Origin of the sequence: Amycolatopsis sp. NPDC004169 (genome assembly GCF_040610315.1) — a bacterium.
Lineage (GTDB): Bacteria > Actinomycetota > Actinomycetes > Mycobacteriales > Pseudonocardiaceae > Amycolatopsis.
Map to the genome: position 1 here is coordinate 22,412 of NZ_JBEXMD010000019.1, position 21,674 is coordinate 44,085.

The following is a 21,674-nucleotide window of genomic DNA, read 5'->3' on the forward strand; positions in this document are numbered from 1 at the left end:
GGGGTCACCAGGTCAGGTGGTTGGACTCGGCGGAACCGACCACCGCCCACACCTGCCTGCCCCGGTAGCCGAAGAAGCAGACGGAGCTGTCGAATGCGCCGGACCCGTTGGTGCGCGCCGAGTACCGGTAGTACTCACCGTCCACAGTTGACACACAGGCAACGGAGTAGCTCGTGTTGGCGGCGAAGTTGCGCGCCGAGACGACGACGTAGGCACAACTCGGGTCGGTGCACGCGGAACTGGAGTAGCGGCCGCCCTTGGACACCGAAACCGAGGGCGGAGGCGGTGGTGGATCGTTGGTCCGCGCCGAGCCGTGCGCCCCGGTCGGACCGCGCCCGAAGCTGTTTTCACCGGTGACGTAGATGTCGTAGGTCGTCGCGTAGGCCAGCCCGCCGACAGTGATCGAGTTTCCGCTCGCGCAGCCCCCGGTCCAGCGTTCGGCACCGTTGAACACGACGTGGCAGGTCACCGCTCCGCTGCTGTAGTCCGACACGTTGACGGTGAGGGTGATCTGCCGGTCACCACTGCTCGAGGCCCCGGTCACGTCGACCACCGGCGCCCGGCCGGGAGTGGCCGACGCGGTCGCCGGTGCGCCGTCCACCGTGGGGCCGGTGGTGCCGCGCTGACGGGTCGTTGCCCGTACGGTGAAGGTGTACTTGGTGCCGTTCGACAAGGCGCGGAAGGTCGCCGTGGTGCCGGTGACCGTCTGGGGGCTCAGGCCGTCGGCCTCCACCCGGTACCCCGCCAGGTCGCCCCCGTTGAGCTCGGGCGCGGTCCAGGTGAGACTCACGGTGGAATCGTCGGCGGCGGCGCTCAGGCCGCCGACCGCGGCGGCGGGCGAGTACGGCGAGACCGCGCCGCTCGACGGCGAGTCCGCGCTGGACAAACCCAGCTCGTTGGCCGCGGTGACGGTGAAGGTGTAAGCGGTGCCGAGGGTCAGTACGCCGGCCGCGGTGGTGAGGGACGCTTCGGTCGAGGTGCCGGCAGCGGTCGTGCTGCCGTCTGCCCCGTGGGCGGTCACGGTGTAGCCGGTGATCCGGTGGCCCTGCCCGTCGGCAGGCGCCCAGGTGAGCTTGACCGTGCCGTCCTCCCCCGCGGTCGCCGTCGGTGCTCCCGGCGTGCCGGGCACTTCGGAGCTGGGCGTGACGGGCTGGGAGTCGGCAGCGGGTCCGGTGCCCACCGAGTTGACCGCAGTGACGGTGAAGACGTAGGTGGCACCGTTGCGCAGCCCCGGCACGTCGATCTGCAGCCGGTTGCCCCCGGCGCTGGTTGCGCCGTCCGTGCCCCCGCCCGCGGTCGACCGCCAGGCGACCCGGTATTCGGTGATGGCGGCGCCGTTCGCGTCCGCTTCGCTCCAGGACAGTTTCACCGTGGCGTTGCCCGGCTGCGCCTGCACCGCGCCCGGTGCTCCCGGCGCCTTCGGCGGAACCTTCGTCCCCTTGCCCGCGGGCGGGGACGGGGTTTTGCCGTGGGAGGCAACCGGTGGCGGCACCACCTGGGGCTGAGGCGTCTTCGGTGTGTCGGGGGACGGGACTTCCTGCCGGCCGACGCCGACCGTGGTGACCGAGCCGTCGTGGTCGACGACGACCGTGTGGGCGCCGTCCTGGGCGTCCACGTAAACCCGCCCGTCCTGGCCGCGCACCATCCGCGGCTGCCCCGCCCCGTCCGGCAGCGGTGTCGTCGCCTTCTGCTTGCCTTCCGGGGTGAAGGTCAGGACCCGGTGGCCGGCCCGGTCGAGAACCGCCACGGCATCGGTAGAAGTGACAGGTGCGGCGAAGTCGCCCGCACCCAGCCCGACGGTGATCGGTGACGCGGCGGAACGCTGCCCGCCGAGACCGTCGAGCCCGGCCAGGATCAGCCGGTTGGAACCGGGATCGACCAGCGGGAGCTTCCGGGCGACCGCGACGGTCGCGGTGCGCGCGTCCTTGATGTCCCGCACCCCGAGGTTCACCGCGGTGCCGGCCCCCTGCTCCCCGAACGGGGTGACCGTTCCGGCGGCCGGGTCGACGAACACGGCCTGATCGCCGGTGGCCACGACATCGCCTTGCTCCCCCGCGGTGTGCACCGGGCAGAGCACGTCACCGGCGTCGCGCTTCACCCGGCACAACGCCCCGTTGTCGGTGCGCTGGAACCAGATCGTGCCGTCCGCCAGCGGTGCCGGTTCCCCCACCGTTCCCCCGGCCCGCATCGTGACCGGCGGCAGCTGAGCGAACCGCACCACCGTGCCGGCCTGCTTGTAGACGTAGTAAGGCCCACCGGGCACCTCGAGGCTCACCGGGACGTCCCCGCCGGGCGCCGCGAGCGTGGCCGCCACCGCGAGATCGGACTTGCCGAACACGACCGCCTTGCCACCTCCGACGGCGCTCAGCTGCCGGTCGCCCTGCCCCATCGCGACGGCGCCGGTGAGCTGCACCTTCCCGGTGCGGGCGTCGACCTGCTTCGTGCCGCCGTTGACGTGGAAGGCGGCCTGCTCGGTCGCGTTGTAGACCCAGTGGCCTTCCTGCTGGAAGTTCAGGTCCGGACGCGCGTCGCTGCCGGCCGCGATGACCACGAAGGTCGTGGCCGCGAGGAACACCCCCGCCCACACCGCGACCGCCGCGCGCGTTCGCCTCTGCCCTGGCACCCGGCCTCCAGAATCGATGGGGGAACGGCCGCCGCGATTGCTCAATTCCGGCGGCCACGAACCTCTTAAGCGCCCGAGGGCTCGGACTCGTTACACCACGGATCAACGGAACCGCTCGCCAATGAGCAACCCGCTCACCAGCGGAACTGGCTGTTTCCCTCGATTCCGGAGTGTCGATGACCCGGATTGATGAACTCGCATAACAATCCCGTCTCTGCCGTAACAGCGTGCGCCGGGACGCTGATGTTGCCGGAGCACGGCCGCACCGTCGATCCCCGTCCGGGCTGTGACGGTAGAACTGCGGAACCGGTTTCACGGGGAATGTGTCATTCTGTTCCGATGGGGAGAACAGAGCCGCTCGGATTTGTCGGGGCCGATGTGCTTGTCAAGCTCGTCGGCGCACTCTGCCTGCGGCCGCGGCTCGGGGATCGGCCGCGGAAACTCGACGAACAATGCCACTGGGGTGACTACCAGGACGAACGGTCCGAACGGCGGGGCCTGCCCATGGTCTGCCTCGTCCGGCCCTCCGAAAGCGCCGATGTGCTCGCCGCCGTTGCGGAACGGCTCAAGACCGCCAAACCGCAGGGCAGCATCCGGTACGCGCGGCCCGAACTGACCCAGCACGAAGGGCGGGACGAAGCCGGGCCCGCGACCGCCGACTCCGTCACCGTCGTCCGGGATGTGCTGCGGGATGCCCGGAAGCAACTCGGGGACAGCGCCACCGCGCACACCAGCCGGCTGCCCTTTCCGCTGTTCGACCTCGTCTACTGGCTGATGCTGCAGGACTACGACGGCCGCGACGATCCCGATGGGGTGCTGCGGCGGGCCATCCGGCGGATCAGCCTCGCCGAGCGGTTCAGCTCCTCCGCCGAGGACGCCGTCAAGCAGCTGCCCGAAAACCAGGGCATCTGGAAGATCTTCTCGCTGCTCGTGCGCGGGCTCACCCTGCTCACCTTCCGGATCGCCGTCACCGGCCGGGTTCCGCTGCTGTCCGGGCGCTACCGGTGGTTCCTGCGGCAGCCCCACCTGGCCCCCGAGATGTCCGGCAGCTTCGTCCGGTTCGCCCGGCGGCTCACCGAGGGGCAGTGGCAGGAAGAGGCCCCCGAATACGTCTGCCGCCTGCTGCTCAACGCCTTCCTCGAAGACCTGCGGCGAGCCTACCGGCTGCGGCCGTGGCGGGTCTGGCGGCGACGGCGGATGACCTACCCGGTGCTGCTGCTGGACGACGTGAGCGTCGGGAACGGCGGTTACCGGCTGCTCGAGCTCGTCAACTCCGTCCGCAACCAGGTCGGGCGGTTCGACCCGCTGCTGGTGGTCAGCGCCAGCCCCGCGCCGCCGCCCGACGCGGAACCGACGCCGCAACGGCCGCAGTTCCAGGCCGGGCAGGCGCGCGCCGCCTACGTGGCCTGGCAGAACCAGCTGGAGCGCGACCGGCGGGAGCGCCGGCCGACCGCCTGGTACCTGCCCGTCGGCGTCCGGCCGCCGTCCGATGACGACGAGCCGAAGGTCCGGCAGATGCTGCAGACCCTCGGCAGCGACTACCGGTTCCGCAGGCAGGTCCGGCCGCCGTGGTGGGCGAGCCGGTGGACGCGGATCGGCGTGCCCGTCGTGGTCGTCGCGCTCGTCGCCGGGTTCGTCGCCTACCGCAGCCACGACACCTGGACCGAGCACTGTCGTTCCGACAACCCCTGGCTGACCTGGACCGGCACCGAATGCGTCGGCGCCACGGACGGCTCGCAGGACGTCTTCCAGCCGTCGGACGCGACGATCCGGCAGGTCGAAGCGGTCGTGCTGGACCAGAACCACCGCGCCGAGCAACTGCACGAGGCCCACCCCGAGCGGCCGTACATCACGCTCGTCGTGCTGGAGGCGCTGACCTCGTCCAACAACCTCGCGGAAGGACTGACCACCGAACGCGAATCCCTGGAAGGGTTCGCGGTCGCCCAGCTGCGGCAGCTGAACGCGCCGGGCTCGGCCGACCCGATCGTCCGGCTGCTCATCGCGAACGCGGGCCGCAACATGCGCGAAGGCGTGCGGGTGGCCGACCAGCTGCGGCTGCAGGCCCAGCAGGACAGCAGCATCGTCGGGGTGGTCGGGCTGGACCTCAGCAGCGAGCCGACCCAGCGGACCATCGCCGCGCTGACCAACGCCGGGCTGCCGATGGTCGCCTCGACGCTGTCCGCGGACCCGCTGGCCGACCTGAACCCGATGTACTTCCAGGTGACCCCGCAGAACCGGCGCGAGGCCGCGGTGGCCGCCGGGTTCGCCACCCAGCTGCCGGGGCCGCGCGTGGTCCGCGTCTACTACTCCGACGACGACGCCGACGTGTACAGCACCAACCTGCGCGACGACGTCCTGAAGTCCTTCCACGACCGGGGTTTCCAGGTCGACGCCCGCGCCTTCACCCCGGACGGCGGCCTCGGCGGGCCGCCTTCGCACGTGCGGTACCGCGAGCCGCTGCTGGGCAACGCCGGCGCGGCCGGCCGGGACACCTGCTCCTACGACGGCTTGGCGTTCTTCGCCGGCCGGGGCGTACCCGACTTCGGCCAGTTCCTCAGCAGCGCCGCGCAGTGCGGCAGCCGCGCCACCGTGATCGGCGACGACGACGTCACCCGGTTCGTCGCCGACCAGGGCGAACGCCGGCGCAACCGGGCACTGCCGTACTACTACCTCTCGTTCGCCACCGCGCCGGTCTTCCAGGCGAGCGGGACCGCGCTGGACTTCTACACGACGCTGGACGAGACGCTGTTCCCGTTCGAGCGGACGCCGGAGGGCCGCTCGTACGACGGCCACGCGGCGCTGGCCTACGACGCGGCCCAGGTGATGATCGTCGCGGCGGCATACCTGCGCGAGACGGCCGCCGAGATCCCGGTGACGCCGGGCGCGATCTGGCGCGAGATCACCGCGATCCACACCTCGCGCCCGGGGGCCGAGCAGGTCAACAAGTACCTCGAAGGCGTCACCGGCACCATCGACTACGGCGGCGACATCAGCCGGAACGTGCCGCAGAACAAGCCGGTCGCGGTGATGGGCGTGTCCGGCGGCGAGGTCGACAAGTCGGTGCACGGCTTCTGCGGGGCGGCCGACGGGCCCACGTCCGACACCTGGTGCCCACCTGATCCCTGATCGGCGGGTTCGGTCGGGCGCCGGTGGGTGCGGCCGTCGGTCAGCGGCGTCGAAGTGGTGGTGCGGTACGGCCTCGTCGCCTACAGCGCGGGCAAGACGGCGATGGGCGCGTCCGGCAGGCCGGGTCGGTGGTCGCGAGCGTGCTGGGCAGGCCGCGGGGCGCGGGCGCGGTGATCCGGCGTCCTGGTCATCGCGATCGCGGCCTGGCTCGCCTACCTGGGCGCGCGGAGGAAGTTCCTCCGCAGCCTCGGGCCGGCCATCGGGCCGCCGCCCTAGCCGATTTCGAGCCTGCGGTCGTGACGGCCCGGCTCTTCGAAGACCCACGGATCCGGGTGCTTCGGCGTCTCGATCACCGGGTGCAGCACGAACCGCAGCAGTGCCTCGGGGTCATTGCCGTGCCGCAGCGCGTCCCGGGCGTTCCGGTAGGCGTCGTGCTCGGCCAAGCGGCGGGGCGGCGTGCCTTCGGGCAGGTTCGCGAGCCTCCTCAGGATGGCGCGCAGACACGTCTTGCGGACCTCCACCTCGTAGGCCAGGTCCGGCTCGCCCGGCGTGATGTCGTGGGCTTCGTCCAGCACCTGCAGCGCCTTCTCCGCTGCCTGCGTGGTCCGGAAGACGGACGCGGACAGGTGACAGAGGGCAGCCAGGGCGCGGGCGGGCTCGTCCGCCTTGCGGAATTTGGCCACCGCGTCCGTCAGCGCCGCGACCGCTTCGGGCTCCGCCGAAACCCCGGCTTCGTTCTCCTTCGCGATGGCGGCGTTCATCCATTCGTTCTCCGCGACGTACAACTCGGCGGACCGGGCCCAGGCTGCGGCCGCCTCGGCGGAGCGGCCCAGCCTGCTCAACGCGGCGGCGAACTCGAAGTGGGCCGCCGCCCGGTCGTCGATGCTGCCGGCCAGATCGGCCAGGTCGACGGCGCGGCGCAGGGTGCCCGCCGCTTCTTCCCGATCACCGGCGTCGGCAAGCAGCTTCCCCAGGTTGACCAGGGGCCGGATGGCGCCGGCCACCGTGCCCTCGCTCAGCTCGACCGCCATCCGGGAGTACTCGGTGGCTTTTTCCTTGTCTTCGAGCTCGAAGGCGATGCCCGCACACAACAGGCAGCACCCGACCTGCTCCCCGGCGACGTCGTGGACCCGGGCCAGCTCCACGCTCTTCTGTGCCCAGCTCAGCGCCGAGGACCGGTGCTGGGCGCTCGACCGCAGGTCCACCGCCGCACCCTTGGCCGCTCGCACGGCCTTCTTCGGCTCGCCCATGGCCAGGTGGGCCTTCACCAGCTCCGTGGTCGTGGCGTCCACGCCGTCGAGATCGAATTCGGACTCGTGGATCGCCCGCAGGTTCTCGCCGACGTCCAGCACGGTGCTCCACCACCCGCCGGCCACCGCCGCCGTGAGCGCCGCATGGGCCCTGGTCGGGTCGACCTCGAGCTCCGGGTCGCCGCCCGTCCGCCCGACGATCGCGACGAGCTGGTCCGCCAGGTACCGGGCCACGCGCTGCTGGTAGTCGGCGATGTCGCTGCTCCGGTCTTCTTTCGCCGACCGTTCGCGCATGGCCAGCCGGATCAGCGGTGTCATCCGGAACCGCATCGGGCCGTTCGGGCCGCGTGCGCACCGCGCCAGGTTGGCGTCCACGACCCGGTGCAGCGCCAGGGAAGTACGGTCCTCGAAGTCGGCGAGCCCGGCCGCCATCTCCCCGGCGTCACTCACCGAGCCGAATCCGATTGACAGGTACCTTGCGGCACGCCGGGCGAGCGGCTTGAGGTCCCGGTAGGTGAAGACGATCGCGGCGCGGACCGCCCGGTCACCGGCTTGCAGCAGGTCGAGCCGGGTGCGTTCGGCGGCCAGCAGCCGCGCGATCTCGTCGGGTGGCAGGTCGGGATCCCCCAGGCGGGCCGCGATGAGGCGCAACGCGAGCGGCAGGTCATCGCACAACTCCGCCAGCCGGTCGAGCAGGTCTTCCGCGATACCGGCGGCGTAGCTGTCCAGCAGCTCGATCGACGCCTTCCGGTCCAGGGCGGGAACCTGGACGGTGTGTTCGGTGAAGCTCTGCACTCGCAGCCGCGACGTGATCAGGGTGGTCTCCGCGCCGCCGGCCCGGACGATCGGGGCGACGTGGTCGGCGTCCCTGGCGTTGTCGAGGACGAGCAGGGTCTTCCTCCGGCGGAGGGAGGCGGCCAGCCGTTCGTACAACGCCGCGTCTTCGCGGAGGTCAGCGACCATCCGCTCGCCCAGCGCGTCCAGCAGGATCCGGGCCGCGGTCCGCGCACTGCGGCGGCTCTCCGGGGTCATGCCGTGGAGATCGAGGTAAAGAACCGTTTCGAACTCGTCCGCGACCTGGTGGGCCCGGTGCACGGCAACCGCCGACGTCCCCGTCCCCGGCGCACCCGAGAGCCAGACGACGGAGGCGGCCGGCACGGCGTCGAGCAGCCGGTCCCGTCCGCGGAAGCGCTGATCGACCGCGGGCAGCACGCACATCTGCCGCGCGGCGGGAGTCAACCGGCGACCGCGCTCGTCGAGCGTCGTGTGGAAGCTTTCCAGCTGCGCCTTCTCCGCCACGACGACTTCGTCGGAGGTGGACCGGACCGGCGGGGTGAAGCCCGGGAGCAGGTGCTGCCCGGGCGCCTCGCCGCGCACCGTGGCCGCGACCTGCTCGGCGAGCGCGGAGGGCAGGGGAAAGTGCCCGGCCGCGATCGCCTCGGCCAGGTGGTCGCGGAACCGGTCGAGCGCCAGGGCGGCGGTCCCGTCGTCGTCGCGGGTCCAGTGGCGCACGGCGTCGCCGTGGTTCTCGGCTTCGCGGAGGATCAGCGCGGCCTGCAGCCCGTACCGGCGCGCCCGCTCGTCGAAAGCAGGGTCGCCGAAGTCCGCGAGCAACGCCTCGACCACCGGGCCGTGGCGGGATGCCCGGCCTAGCAGGTGGTCGTCGATGGCGCTCAGCAGCCCGACCGTCGTGGCCGCCAGCTCCGCCGATCCGGCCGCGGGACGGCGCTGCCGGACGGCGAGCAGCTTCAGCAGGCGTTCGGCGACGACGGGTAGCGCGTCGTCGAGAACTTCCGTCCCGGCGAGTTCCTCGGGGAGCGTCGGCGCGCCGTCGAGCGGGACGGAAACCACGACGTGGCTGTCCGGATCCCGCCGGACGAGGTCCGCGGCGACTTCGACGGAGGACCGTATTTCCCCAAGGCCGGCTTCGGGGACAAGCACGACCGTCACGGCGGAGGCGCGGTGCTGCTGCTCGAATTCCTGCCGCGGGGTGTCCGGAGCCAGGGCGACGCTGCCGCACACACGGGCGCGCGGCTGCAGCAGTTCCGTCAGACGCTGGGCAGCGGGCGCGTCAGGCCGGCGGCAGACGATGAAGAAGTCCCATCCGGCCGGCGCGGGAACCCGGGCGGGCTTGCCGGTCACCTTGTCCCAGCGGCCGACCCAGTACGCCGTGTCGCGCGCTTCGGCCGGCAGTTCGCGGAACAGTGCGGACGTCCGTGCCCGCGGGCTGTGGGTCAGGCACGACTCGACGAAGATCAGCACCGTGCGCCGGCGAGGCTCGGTCTTGCCGGAGAGCAGGTTGCTGATCGTGCCTTTGCTCAGCACCGTGCCCTTGCGGTCGGCGGCGTCGACCAGGTCCTGGTAGCCCGGTGATCCGACGGCCTCGTACAGGAGCCGCAACACGTCGTGGCCGTTTTCCGCCCGCACCGGCGCTCCCCCGCAGTTCGTTCAATTCGTTCAGTTCGGGACAGCTGCCGCAGGGTGAACACCGCGGGGGTGACGCTGCTGTGACCGCAACCCGCCCGGAGGAGGAACGATGCTGATCACCCTGCTCAACCTCGTGGCCACGTGGCCGTGGCTGGAACCGATCACGGTGCTGGCTCGCGCCGGATCGGCCGTGCTCGGTCTCGGTGTGGCGGTTCACCGGACCATTCGCTGCGTTCGCCGGTGCCGTTACGAGCCGCCGCCGGTCAACGCGGGGTCGCCGTCTGCACCAAGACGTCGAGCGTCGGCTGGAAGTCCTCCCAGCGGGATTCGTCGACCGAGCCGTAGACCGCGTAGTCGTGGTCGTTCGCGCGCCAGTAGCGGCCGAGCGCGTGGCGCTGAACGCCCGCCTTCGTCGTGAACCGGAACTCCCACACGACCTCGCCGGAGGCGAGCTCGTCGAGGCGGAGGCGCTCGTAGTCCCGCCGGATGGTGGGCGTGTCGCGCTCCAGCGCCGCCACCGCGTCCAGCAGGGACAGCACCGGCGTCGGGCTTCCGCTGTACCGGATGATCGAGCCGGACCCGTCCGGCGCGTCGGCCTCGTCCGTCGTCGCGAACGCGCCGCGCTGCACCGACCAGCCGGCCGGGATGCTGACCGACACGCCCGCCGGGCCGGTCACCCGCTGGTAGCCGTCGGGAACCGCGCCCGGGGAGTACGACGTCGATGCCGCCGACGAGGTTTCCGTCGTGGACGTCGTCGTCGACGTCGGTGTCGGCGTCTCGGTCCAGGCGTAGGTGGGCGCGTAGGTCGCTACGTAGCTCGAGTAGGCGCCCGCGCCGCTCCCGGCCCCCAGGACCTGGCTGTTCGCGTCGGAACGCGGCGCGGGCCGGTAAGTCACCGCGGAGACCACGATGACCGCCGTCACCGCGGCGAAGGCCGCCACCGCGGCACCGATCACGACCTTCACCCGGCCGGCGCTCGCCGCCCCGCCGGCCGCGGGCGGCGGCTCCTCGACCGCACCGGGCGGCTCGGGCGGGACCACCGCGATCGGTTCCGTCGGCGGGCCGTCGGTCCGGAAACCCGTGGATTCCGCACGTTCCGGCGAATCGGCGGGCGCCCGCGCCGGGCCCCACAACGAACCCCGCGGGGGCGGCTCGTTCCCGGGCGCGTCGAAAACCGGAGATCCGTTCACTTCGGGCACCTTTCAAGTCGGCGGCCGCGCCGGGTGAGCGTTTCCCAATCGAGACTTCCCGGGCGCGCCATCACCCGACACAATCGCATCCGGTTCGCGTTCTGTTTCGGATTCCGCGAACACCGTGATGGTGAGGAATGACGATCATGCCCGTTTCCTGCCTTTCCTGTGGTGCCCCGCTGAGCACGACGGACACCGATTGCCCCGCGTGCGGCGGCCGCCCGGTCGCGCCCGCGGGACGAGTCGCGGCCGCGACGGAACCACCGTCCCGCGTCCCCGGCCGCCTCGCGACCGGGACGGTGCTCCGGTCCGGCCCGGTGCGGCAGGACCCGGTCCTGGGCCGGAGCCCCGTGTGGGCGAGCCGGATCGGGGCGGCACTCACCGCCGCGGCGCTGGCCGTCGCCGTGCTCGCGCACGCGTCGCTCGGTCCGCTGCTGGTGGCCTGCGGCGCCGCCGCGGTGGTGCTCGCCCTCCTCGGCGCCGGCCTGCGAACGACGCTGCCCGCGGACGCACGGGAGACCGGAAAACCCTGGTGGCCCTGGGTTCTGCCCCTGCGGGAGCGAGCGCGGTCACGCACCGTGGACGTCTCCGACCTCGTGCTGAAGGACGTGACGGGGACGGAACACGTCTGCGTCGTGACCGGGAAACTGATCCCCGGCGCACCGGCGACGGGCACGGTCGTCGAGGCCTACGGGCGGCGCGACCGGTCGGGCCGGGTGGTCGTCCGGCAGCTGGTGGACACGGGCACCGGGCGGGTCCTGCGGCCCCGGCTGCCCGCGTCCGGCCGGCTCACGAGAATCCTCGCCGTGGCCACCGCCGTGGTCTGGACGGCGGCCGCGACGGCCGTGTTCGTCCTGGCCGCCGGCTGATCCGTTGCGCCATCCGGGTGACGCTGGCGGTATCCGTAATAGCCGCCGCGCGTGCGACGACTAGGGACAGGAAATGTCTCACCCCAGGGAGCCGGCACGGTGCCGAAACCAATGATCACCCGCCAGAACGGGATGCTTTCCCGATCTTCGCGCGCCACGAACAGCGCGGCGACGAGCGGCAGCAGGCTGAAATCCGGACACCGGTCCGAGAACTACATCCGGGCCCTTCGCGCGCTCGACGCGGCCGGGAGTCTCAGCGCGGTGGAGACCGACGAGTTCGTCGACGGAGTACGCCGCGAATTCGCCGACAAGTACCACACGATTCCGTTCGGCATCGTGGCCGAATGCTTTCTCGGCGAACCGTTCGAGGTGCACACCCTGGCGTTGGACGGGTCGATCATCGAGCACTACCACCGCGGGCAGGCGCTGCCCGCGGCTCTCGAACGCGCCCGCGCCCTCGCCGTGTCACCGGCCTACCTGGCCGTCGAGGTCTACCCGGACCGGCTCGTCTGCGTGCGCGCGGACGGCTCGGTCGTGCTACTGGAAGGTGAGTCGTGACCGACCCCGTCGCCAACGCGTTCCGGCAGATCAGCCGGGCGGTCGAGCAGCTCGCCGACTCGCAGGCCACGCTGAACCAGCAACAAGTCGTGCTCCACCAGTCGATCGGCCAGGTCGCCGTCGCGCAGGACCACACCAAGAACGAGCTGCTCGGCCTGCGCGCGGAGTTCACCGAATACCGGCGCCGGGACGAACTCCGCCACAACCTGCAGGTCGCCCACACCGAGATCATCCAGGTTCGCCAAGAGCTGGAAACGAACTTCGGGCACTTCGCCGAGGTGCGCCGGCTCGCCACCGGCGCACTGCAGGCGCTGGACGTCGGGATCGTCACGCACGGCACGATGCGCCAGCTGTCCGAAGAGCTGATGCTGGTCACCCCGCGGTACTGGCTCGCCCCGGCGCTCGTGGCCGTCGCCGCCTGGATCCGCGACGATCCCGACCTGGCGCAGAAGGCCCTGGTGGAGACGACCCGCCGGGACAATGACAAGGCGGCCCTCTTCTTCGCGCTGGTGCTGCGCCGGCACCAGCGCAACGAGGCCACCGCGCGGTGGCTGCGCCAGTACACCGCGCGCCAGGACCCCACCGGGCTGTCCCGCGAATTCACCGTGATCCTCGACGCGGTCAGCACCGGCGCGTTCGGGCACGAGTCGAAGCACCTGGTGATGCACCAGCTCGGCGAGTGGTACGAGCGCCTCGCCGACGACCGCGACATCGTCGACAAGCAGGTCGACCGGTGGGCCCGGCTGCTCGACGCCGACCGGCGGCCGGTCGACCCGCGGTACACCGTGCTGCCGGCCATCAGCCCCACCTGGCCGGAGCTCAAGGAGCTCTACGAAGGGGCGACCGTGCACCGCACGGCGGAGGAGCGGTTCCGGACCCTGTTCACCGGCGAGCTGCCGCAGAGCGAGGACCTGCGCCGGCGGGTCGACGACATCCTCGACGGGCTCGTCACCGGCTATGACGTCGAGGAAGCTCCCCTGCGCCGCAAGGAACACGAGCTGCAGGAAATCGTCAAGGCCGACGGTGACAAGACCCAGGCGGCGAAGGCGGTCCAGACGGCCGCCCCGCTGCACGAGGAGACCGTCGACTTCCTCACCCTGCTCAGCAACGCGGCGGTGGGTGACCCGCGCACCGGTACGTCGCCGGGCACCCAGCGGTTCGCGGTGGCGCTGGCGAAGGACTGGATCGTCGAGGGCGCCGGGCGGCTGGAGGCGGCCAACGTCGCCGCACAGCCCGCGGCCGTCGAGTTCCGGCTCGAGGGGTGGGCAGCGCGGATCGACCAGACGACCGGCGAAGCCGACCTCGTCGCCGGCCTGGCCGCGCACATCGACGCCGAAACCGAAGCCGCGGTCGCCAAGGTGAAGTTCACCGGTCCGCCACTGGCGTCCGCGATCACCGCCGGAGTGGTGCTGTTGCTGGCGCTGTGGGCGGGCTTGGCGCACAACCCCGGGCTCGCGGTGTTCTTCCTCCTCGGCACGGCCGGCCTCGCCGGTTGGTCCGCCTACCAGGCCCGCGCGCTACCCGCACGCCGCCGGGAACTGCGGCGCCAGGGCGAGCAACGCCGGGCCGTCGCGGTCGCGCAGCTGCGGGGTGGCATCGCCGAGCTGGTGGACCTGCGGGCCGAGTGGGAGCGCGAACTCGCACTGGCCGCGGTCTTGCGCTCGTACCTCAACCGGTTGAACAGCACGGCGTTCGCCGCCCCGGCACCCGGCGCGAAGCGAGGAGCGTGACATGCCCAGAGCGATCACCGGTCGCCCGGAAGTTCCCGAACGCCCCGAAGAACCCCGGCCCCGGCCGGTCCTCCAGGATGACGAGGTCGCGCTGGACCTGCCCGGCTGGGACCTGCTGCCGCCCGCCGAGTTCCTTCGACGACGCCCTCGGAAGTGACGGCGTGCACCGGACACCCGGCCCGTACGCCGCATGGGTGAGCTGGCTGACGGCCTTCGGCCGGGGCGAGGACCTGCCGGCAGGGCACCTGCAGCCGATCGACGCCGAACTCGGGCCGCAGATGGCCGAACGGCTGGCCCGGCACGTCGCCGAGGCGTTCCACGACCGGGTCCGCCGCTGGCAGGAGGCCTTCTCCCGTGACCAGCAGCTGCTGCTCGCCCAGCCCGAGCGGGCGATGACCGTGCTCCCGGTCGTCCTCGCGGACGCGCGGAAGCGGCTGGGCCCGCTGGTGGCCTTCACCGTCCACTCCGGACTCCCGAGCGAGCTGCGCACCAGCGTGGCCGACGCGCTCCGGGAGACGATCTCGTCGGCACAGCGGAGTCTCGAAGACTCCGTGCGCGAGGCGCCGGTCGCGCTGCGCAACGCCGTCCGGCAGAACAGCCTCGAGCCCGCGCTGACCCGGCCGGCGGCGGCCCCCTCGCCCGCCGGACCGGCGCGCGGCCGCCGGGTCATCCTCGACTAGGGAGAACAGGGACATGCCCAACGGGGCGGAGACGAAAGCCCGCATCGAATCATACCTGCTGGCCCGCATTCCGTTCGTGTCCGTCCGCACGGTCGAACGCGGGCGCGCGCTGGAGATGCTCGGCGAACTGGCCAGGGAGAAGCAGCTCGATATCGTCGTGCACACGCTCAGCCAGGGCCTGCGGGACCTCCGGAACCGGCAGGTGCTCTCGGACGACAAGTCGCTGCTCGGCGCGCTCGACCTGGCCGGTGAGTGGTTCCAGGCCCGGGCGAACCAGACCGTCGTGTTCACCGACGTCCAGCACCTCGGCGACGACAACGAGATCTCGCGGCGGTTCGTCGACCTCGCCCAGCTGGCCGAGGAACACGGCGGGTGCATCATGGTGATCACCGCCGATCCGACCTGGAACACCCTGCAGCGCATGGGGATGGCAGTCGCGCTCGACCTGCCCGACGTGGACGAGATGCGCGCGGAGATCGAGAGTTTCCTGCACCAGTACGCCGGCGAGATCCGCATCGAATGGGGTCCCGCCGAGTGCGAGGAGGCCGCGTCGATCCTCACCGGGGTGACGAAGATCGAGGCGCTGAACATCCTCGCCACGTTCGTGGTGCGGAAGTCCATCACCAAGGCCGAACTGGTCGAGCTGGGCCGGGCAAAGGACTCCATCTTCAGCGAGCTGGCCGGCATCGAGCGGGTCCCGGTGCGCGCCGGCGACCACCTCGTCGGCGGCCTGGCCGGGCTGCGGCGATGGCTGGACCGCAAGCGCCCGCTGCTCACCATGGACCTGCGCGACCGTGGGATGCGGCCACCCCGCGGGGTGCTCCTCGTCGGCGTCCCGGGGTGCGGGAAGTCGCTGTCGGCGAAGGCGATCGCGAGCGACTGGCAGTTGCCGCTGTACCGGCTGGACATCGCGTCGGTGCTGGGCATGTACGTCGGCCAGTCGGAGGGCCGGCTCCGCGAGGCGCTCGCCACGGCCGACGCTGTCGCGCCGTGCGTGCTCTGGATCGACGAGATCGAGAAGGGGCTGGCCGGCTCGGGCACCGACAGCACCGGCATCACCACCCGGCTGGTCGGGCAGTTCCTGTACTGGCTGCAGGAATCCCCCGCCCGGGTCTTCGTGGTGGCGACCGCCAACGACGTCCGGGCGCTCCCGCAGGAGCTGCTGCGCAGCGGGCGGTTCGACGACATGTTCTTCGTCGACCTGCCCGACGCGGAAGAGCGGCGGGAGATCATCCAGATCTACCTGGGCAAATACCTGCGCGCGCCGGTGGCGGACGACGTCGTCGACGAGCTCGTCCGGCTCAGCGACGGGTTCGCCGGCTCGGACGTCGAGGCGGCCGTGAAGGAGATCGGTTACGAGGCGATCGCCGCCGACGACGACCGGAACGTGCCGATCGAGTTCTACCGCGACGCCTTCCGCAACATCGTGCCGCTGGTGCGTTCGGCGCCGGAGCGGATCGACGAGGTCCGCCAGCTGCGCGACCGGGCCATCCCGGCGTCGGGGAAGGTGCGGGACTCGGCCGAAAAGACGGGCTCGCGCCGCGTGGTGCTCGGCTGAGGTTTCCGCCGATGACGACCGGGCACCTGAGCGAAGCCGAGCTCCGCCGCCGGGCCGGCGAGCTGGCCGCGCAGGTCGAGCGGGAGCCGGCGGCCGTGGACGCGAGCTGGACCGGAGCCGTCGGCTACCTCTTGGTGGATTCGCTCGACGACTCGGCCCCCGGCTTCGCGGCCGACCTCGACACGGCGGTTCTCCTGCTCGAGCACGGACTCGCCTTCACCGTCGACGATCCGCTGTCGTGCTCCTGGCGGACCGCGCTCGCGGTGGGGCGCGCCTACCGGGCCATTGCCGGGGACGGTACACAGTGGACTGTGGCGCTGCACTGGGGCGAGCAGGCGGTCGCGACCGCGCTGACCGCCGAAGAGCTCGCCGAAGCGGTGCTCACGGTGGCCGACATCCGCGCGGACCGGCTGGGAGCGATCTGGAGCGACGACTACCTGTCCGCTGAAACGCGCCGGTACGAACTCGACGACACACTGGCGGCGCTGTCCGTGCTGGGCGAGCAGCTGGCGGATCCCGCGGATCGCGCGCTGCTGGACTTGCACCGCGGCCGGCTGCTCAGCGTCCGGTACGACCTCCTGGCCGGCGACACCGACCTGCGGCACGCGATCACGCTGGTGGACGCCGCGCTGGGCGGCCTGCCGGCCGGGCACCCGGCGCTGCCGGAGGGCATGTGGTTGCTGGCCGGCCTCCACCGCGACCGTTACCGGAAAGACGAGAACCCGGACGATCTGCACACCGCCCTCGCCTTGGCGACGGCGGCCGTCGAGACCACCCCGCACGACGACCCCGCACGGCCGGTGCGTCACCTGCTGGTGGCCATGCTGCTACAGACGCGCCGGGCGCAGGCCGAGAACCCGGATCCCGACGACCTCGACCGGATCATCGACAGCCTCGCCGTCGTCGCCGACCCGGCCGAACCGGAAACCGCGGTGTGGTACGGCGAAGCGCTGCTCGATCGCGGAGAGGAAACCGGCAGCCTCGCCGACCTCACCGCGGCCGCCGAGTGGCTGGCCCGCGGCGCCACCGGCCAGGACGCGGAAGCCGTGGACGACTGGCTCGTCTGGAGCCGGCTCGCCGAGACGCACAGTGAGCTGTTCGAACGGACCGGAGACCAGCGCCACGCGGACGCGGTCCTGGAAGCAGTCGGCCACGGCATCGGGCTCCCGGTCCCCGATCCGAACTTGACGTACGAGTTCCACGCTCGGCGGCTCCAAGCGGTCTTCCAGGACGGCAACCGGCCGGAGCTGCGCGAGCTGCTGGCCCGGCAGCCGGTCGTGGAGTGGGTGCGGCAGGCACACGCGGCCGTCGACGAGGCGGCAGCTGCGAGCGCCCTTTCCGAAGAAGCGGCTTTGCTCTCGTACACGGTCGGGATGTCCTGGTACTACCTCGTCACCAAGGGCGGCCACGGCGTGACCACCGACCTCGGCGCGTTCCGCACCTTGCTGAACTCCATGGGCCCGCTGTTCCAGAACGCCGTCGACGTCCTGGACCTGGGTCCGGAACTCCGGCCGCTGCTGGAAGCGATGACAGAATTCTTCGGCAACACCGCCCGGATCGTCGCCGGGGACGGCGACGCGGATTTCTCCGCCCTGCGCCGCGTGCTCACCGGAGCGGAGTTGCCGGAGGGCCTCGACGACCTCCCGTCGCTGGCGACCAACTTGATCGCCACGGTCGGATCGGCCACCGGATCCTTGAGCGCCTTGGACACCGGGTTGACGCACATAGCCGGCATCCGCGACGACGAAGCTGAAGATCCGGCCAAGCGCGCCGAAGCCGCGGCGATGCACGGGTTCTTCGAGGTGAGCCGAGCCGTCCACGCGGGGAAGGAGATGCGGGAGATCTTCGAGCTCGCTCGGCGTGCCTGGGACCTGCTGGACGCACTGCCGCCCGACCCGACCAGCGAACCGCTCTACGACCTGCTCGAAGGTGTCCTCCGTGCCGGGGCAGCCGCCTTGGGGACCGACCTGCCGCCCGTCCGCGACCGCGTGCGCACCGAATCGTGGCTCTGGAAGTTTCTGGCACCGGTAATGGCCAGCGACGAAGCGCTCGTCGCCATCAGGAACAAAGATGTCGCTGCGTTGCGGGAAATCTGCGCGCGCTGGTCGGAGGTGGAGGTACCGGCCGACGCCGAGGAGGCGTTGGGGCTCCACGTGCCGCGAGCCGTCGCGTACGACAACCTCTCGCTGCTGGACCCGAGCGACATTGAAGCGCTGGAACGGGCCATCGAAGCCTACCGGGGGTGTCTCACCGGGATCCGCAGGGACGGCACCCCGCTGCTCACCGAGCAGACGACCTCACTCGCCGCCGCGCTGCGGCGGCGCGGCCGTCCCGGGGACTTCGCCGAAAGCCGCAAACTCGCCCGGCAGGTCGTCGAGAACGCCGCCTGGCGGGTGCTGATCCAGTCCGAAAGCGAGCACGCGATGGAAATCGCGCGCACGGCGATGGACGCCGCCGACCGGCTCGCCGCCTGGTGCGTCGAGGACGACGCGGTGGCCGAGCTCGTCCAGATCGTCGACGCACGGCGCAGCCTGGTGCTGCGGTCGGCCAACACCACCCGGTCGGTCTCGGCCCAGCTCGGCGCCCTGGGCCAGGACGAGCTGGCGCGCGAATGGGAGTCCACCGGTGGCGTCGACGAGCCACTGGCCCCCGGGCACGGTGGCCCGGCCACCGGCTGGGGTGCCCTGCGGCGCAAGGTGCTCCGGGTGCTGGCGAAGGACTCGGAAGACCTGCTCAGCCCGCCCACCGTCGAGGAGCTCCGGAACGCCCTGCGCGCGCAGGGTTCCGACGTGCTCGCCTACCTCCTGCCGGCGAACGACCACCACGGCGCGCTCGCCGTCCTCGTCCCGGTGGAGGGTGACCCGGTGGTGCGGCCCCTGCCGAAGCTGAGCGAAGCCGAGGCGGTCAAGCGCTACCAGGAGGCCTACGCCGCATGGGACGCCGCGCCGGATCCGAGCGGCCCGGAGTACCGGCAGTGGCGCACCGAGCTGAGCGAAGTCTGCGGCTGGGCCTGGGACGCCGCGGCCGGCGCGCTCCTCGCCCACGCCACCGAGGTCGCGGGGTGCGATCCGCGGCTCGTGCTGGTCCCGCTGGGCGTCCTGGGCCTGGTGCCGTGGCACGCCGCGTACCGGCGGGTCGACGGCCACGACCGGCACCTCGTGCAGGACGCGACCGTCTCGTACGTCCCCTCGGGGCGGCTGCTCTGCGAAGCCATGGCGCGCCCCGACGTGCGCGGCGACGCCGCCTTGCTCGTCGGGAACCCCGTCGGCGACCTGCCCGACGGCGCAGCCGAAGCGCTGGCCATCCGCGACTCCTGCTACCCCGGCGGCCGCTTCCTGGGCGGCACCGGACAGGCCCACTGGTGGATCCCGGCCCCGGCCGGTCCGGGCACCCCCGGCGAGGTGCGGGAGCACCTGCGCGACCCGCTCGGCGTGCTGCACCTCGCCTGCCACGCCCTCGCGGACGTGCGCAGCCCCCTGCGGTCCCGGATCGAACTGTCCGGTGGTGCGCTGTCGGCGCGGGACCTCCTGGAGTTGAGTCCCGCCCGGCCCCTCGAACTCGCGCTGGTCGTGCTGGCCGGGTGCACGACCCAGGTGTCCGGAGTGGACTACGACGAGGCGCTGTCCCTCTCCGCGACCTTCCTGGCGATCGGCGCCCGGACCGTCGTCGGCTCCCTGTGGCGGGTGCCCGCCGGCTGGTCCACGGCCGCGCTGATGTGGCTGTTTCACGAGAACCTGCGCCGCCACGGTCTCCCGCCGGCCGAGGCGTTGCGGCGGGCGCAGATCGCTCTGCTCGAGGATTCGCCGTCGCTCGACGGGCTGCCGGAGGCACTGCTGGACATGCGGCCGCCCGGCTCCCGCGCGATCGGCATCGAGAGCTGGGCGGGGTTCACGCCGCAGGGTCGGTGAACAGCACCTTCAGCAGGTCGGCGGCCGCGTCCGCGGTGATGGCGGAAAGGATGTAGTGGTCGGAGATCGCGGGGAGGAAGGTCAGCGGGATCTCGTCGGGTGACCGGCCCGGCAGGACGACCGGCAGCACCTTCCTCGTCCACAGCTCCCGCTCGCGGTGCATGAGGTCGGCCAGCCTGTCGTACTCCGACCGGACGCCGCGGTGGCGTGTCCCGTCGGTCAGTTCGCCGTCGCCGACCGCTTTGTACACCGGTGACGCCACGACGATCACGTAGTCGCTACGCAGGAGCTGGGTCGTCGTCCACGCGTCCCAGTTGCGGCGGCGTTCCAGGCCGTCCTGGTCGACGCGCACGTCGACGCCAGTCCGGCGCAGCAGCCGGCACAGCTTCATGACGGCCTTCTTGTGCGCCGGGGACTCCTGCGCGTACGAGACGAAGACGCGGGGCCTGCCGTCTCCGGCCGGCATGGCCGGGACGTCCGGTTCCGGCGCTCCGGGGAGCCGCACGGTGAAGGCGTCCGGCTGGCCGCTCGCGCGGAGGACGAGCCCGCCGTCCTCCGTCAAGTTGTAGGCACCGCCGGCCAGCACCGGCAGCTCGGTGCAGTCGGCTGGGGCCAGCAGGACCAGCCACGCGGTGTGCGTGCCGGCGTGGACACCGCCGGAATGCCGCCACCGCGCCCTGGCGCCGCCCAGGCCGGAGCAGGTCACCTCCGGCCCGACCGCGGGCAGCGCGATGTTGGCCTCGCTGGCGTCGGCCGCCCAGCAGGAGCCGCCGTCGGTGCGGCGGACGAAGTTGAGCTGCCCGGTCAGCTCGTAGGTGCGTGGGGGCTCGGCGGCCGAGACGGTGCGCGGGATCGCGTCGACCACCATCACATCGGCGGCGTCGAACTCGAACTGCACCTCGGCCCAAGCCGGCGGCATCTCCCCGGGCGGCACGTCGAACTCGTAGTTCACCCGGACCAGATAGGCCGCGTGCCCGGCGAAGCCGGCCGGCAGCGGATCGATCCGGTGCAGCTGCCAGCCGGAGAACCGGATCAGGCCGATCGCGATGCCGTCGGGCGCCATCTCGACGGATCTCACGAAGACGTCCAGGAACAGCGGGACACTGCCCGCCATCGGCTTTTCCGTCGACGAAAGCACGGATCCTCCCTGGGTCATGCGGTGGTGACTTCTTCGACAAGGCATCGGAACGAGATCCGCCCCGCCCGCAGCGTGGTCCGGACGTCCGGCCGTCCGGCACCGAACTTTTCGTGGCTCAGCAGCGTCGTCCGGTACAGCCCGGCGCAGCCGGCCGCCCCACTCCGGAGCGCGGCGTCGGCGGCGTTGACGATGTTCGTGGTGAAGCGGGCGCCGGGCACGGGTGCGGGCGGGGCCGGCACGGCGGGCGTCACGGCGGCACCCGGCGGCGACTCGAAGAATGTGATATCAAGGCCGCTGTTCACCACACCGTCGTCATGGGTGGCGAAAGTCCACCTGCGCGACAGCAACTCGGGCGCGGCGATTTCGCGCAAAGCCCGCAGGATCGCGCTCCGGTCGTCGGCGGGTGTCCTGGCCGGGCGGTCCGGCCAGTTCGCGGTGGACAGTGCGAACTCCGCCGTCACGGTGTTTTTCTCGCCCAGCGACGCGTGCGTTCCGACGACGCCGGGCCACTGCGGCTGCACGAGACCGCGCCGCCGGCGTTGACCTGGAACAGTGCCTGCGCCGCCGCGGTCGCGACCGTTTCGGTGCTCGTCATCAGTGTCCTCCGGACCCGTTCG

14 protein-coding genes are annotated in these 21,674 nt (G+C 71.9%); 8 read left to right on the forward strand and 6 right to left on the reverse strand.

Annotation, left to right across the window (positions count from 1 at the left end; translation table 11 throughout):
- Positions 1-4: 4 nt before the first annotated feature.
- Positions 5-2,623 (reverse strand): fibronectin type III domain-containing protein, encoded by a 2,619-nt coding sequence (locus tag ABZX11_RS24870; protein WP_354916869.1) that lies wholly within the window; start codon positions 2,621-2,623, stop codon positions 5-7.
- 339 nt (positions 2,624-2,962) lie between these two features.
- On the opposite strand from ABZX11_RS24870, the gene ABZX11_RS24875 reads away from it, so the two are divergent.
- On the forward strand, positions 2,963-5,749 hold the full coding sequence (locus ABZX11_RS24875; RefSeq protein WP_354916872.1) for a hypothetical protein: 2,787 nt from the start codon (positions 2,963-2,965) through the stop codon (positions 5,747-5,749).
- A 272-nt stretch (positions 5,750-6,021) separates the two neighbouring features.
- Here ABZX11_RS24875 and ABZX11_RS24880 read toward each other — a convergent pair whose 3' ends face one another.
- Both ABZX11_RS24880 and ABZX11_RS24885 read right to left on the reverse strand, forming a co-directional pair.
- Positions 6,022-9,426 (reverse strand): hypothetical protein, encoded by a 3,405-nt coding sequence (locus ABZX11_RS24880; protein WP_354916874.1) that lies wholly within the window; start codon positions 9,424-9,426, stop codon positions 6,022-6,024.
- Positions 9,427-9,689: 263 nt separating this feature from the next.
- Positions 9,690-10,616 (reverse strand): hypothetical protein, encoded by a 927-nt coding sequence (locus ABZX11_RS24885; RefSeq protein ID WP_354916877.1) that lies wholly within the window; start codon positions 10,614-10,616, stop codon positions 9,690-9,692.
- 137 nt (positions 10,617-10,753) lie between these two features.
- Between ABZX11_RS24885 and ABZX11_RS24890 the strand changes: the two genes are divergently transcribed.
- From ABZX11_RS24890 to ABZX11_RS24920, 7 genes are all read left to right on the forward strand, one after another.
- Positions 10,754-11,485, forward strand: a complete 732-nt coding sequence (locus ABZX11_RS24890) for a hypothetical protein (RefSeq protein WP_354916880.1) — start codon at positions 10,754-10,756, stop codon at positions 11,483-11,485.
- Positions 11,486-11,584: 99 nt separating this feature from the next.
- Positions 11,585-12,043 (forward strand): hypothetical protein, encoded by a 459-nt coding sequence (locus ABZX11_RS24895; RefSeq protein ID WP_354916883.1) that lies wholly within the window; start codon positions 11,585-11,587, stop codon positions 12,041-12,043.
- Positions 12,040-13,773: a hypothetical protein gene (locus ABZX11_RS24900; RefSeq protein ID WP_354916886.1), complete on the forward strand. Its 1,734-nt coding sequence runs from the start codon at positions 12,040-12,042 to the stop codon at positions 13,771-13,773. Before ABZX11_RS24895 ends, ABZX11_RS24900 begins: the two co-directional genes overlap by 4 nt.
- A 1-nt stretch (position 13,774) precedes the next feature.
- A complete protein-coding gene (locus tag ABZX11_RS24905) occupies positions 13,775-13,930 on the forward strand; it encodes a hypothetical protein (RefSeq protein WP_354916889.1) in 156 nt (51 codons plus the stop codon).
- A 37-nt stretch (positions 13,931-13,967) separates the two neighbouring features.
- Positions 13,968-14,453, forward strand: coding sequence for a hypothetical protein (locus ABZX11_RS24910; RefSeq protein WP_354916891.1), 486 nt, complete (start codon positions 13,968-13,970; stop codon positions 14,451-14,453).
- Between the two features lie 13 nt (positions 14,454-14,466).
- Complete coding sequence (locus ABZX11_RS24915; RefSeq protein ID WP_354916893.1) at positions 14,467-16,011, forward strand: AAA family ATPase; 1,545 nt, start codon at positions 14,467-14,469, stop codon at positions 16,009-16,011.
- Between the two features lie 11 nt (positions 16,012-16,022).
- Entirely contained in the window at positions 16,023-19,919 is a 3,897-nt protein-coding gene (locus tag ABZX11_RS24920; RefSeq protein ID WP_354916896.1) for a CHAT domain-containing protein, read from the forward strand.
- On the opposite strand, the gene ABZX11_RS24925 is transcribed toward ABZX11_RS24920, so the two are convergent.
- The 3 genes from ABZX11_RS24925 to ABZX11_RS24935 all read right to left on the reverse strand — a co-directional run bounded on the left by ABZX11_RS24925 (position 19,900) and on the right by ABZX11_RS24935 (position 21,652).
- A complete protein-coding gene (locus ABZX11_RS24925) occupies positions 19,900-21,057 on the reverse strand; it encodes a TIR domain-containing protein (protein ID WP_354916899.1) in 1,158 nt (385 codons plus the stop codon). The genes ABZX11_RS24920 and ABZX11_RS24925 overlap by 20 nt on opposite strands.
- 14 nt (positions 21,058-21,071) lie before the next feature.
- Complete coding sequence (locus ABZX11_RS24930) at positions 21,072-21,428, reverse strand: hypothetical protein (protein ID WP_354916902.1); 357 nt, start codon at positions 21,426-21,428, stop codon at positions 21,072-21,074.
- Positions 21,429-21,514: 86 nt separating this feature from the next.
- Positions 21,515-21,652 (reverse strand): hypothetical protein, encoded by a 138-nt coding sequence (locus ABZX11_RS24935; RefSeq protein ID WP_354916905.1) that lies wholly within the window; start codon positions 21,650-21,652, stop codon positions 21,515-21,517.
- Between the last annotated feature and the right edge of the window lie 22 nt (positions 21,653-21,674).

Bases quoted from the DNA above. Each gene is read 5' to 3' on its own strand.
- ABZX11_RS24875 (WP_354916872.1), top strand. From the start codon at position 2,963: ATGGGGAGAACAGAGCCGCTCGGATTTGTCGGGGCCGATGTGCTTGTC.
- ABZX11_RS24915 (WP_354916893.1), top strand. From the start codon at position 14,467: ATGCCCAACGGGGCGGAGACGAAAGCCCGCATCGAATCATACCTGCTG.
- ABZX11_RS24920 (WP_354916896.1), top strand. From the start codon at position 16,023: ATGACGACCGGGCACCTGAGCGAAGCCGAGCTCCGCCGCCGGGCCGGC.
- ABZX11_RS24890 (WP_354916880.1), top strand. From the start codon at position 10,754: ATGACGATCATGCCCGTTTCCTGCCTTTCCTGTGGTGCCCCGCTGAGC.
- ABZX11_RS24905 (WP_354916889.1), top strand. From the start codon at position 13,775: ATGCCCAGAGCGATCACCGGTCGCCCGGAAGTTCCCGAACGCCCCGAA.
- ABZX11_RS24935 (WP_354916905.1), bottom strand. From the start codon at position 21,652: ATGACGAGCACCGAAACGGTCGCGACCGCGGCGGCGCAGGCACTGTTC.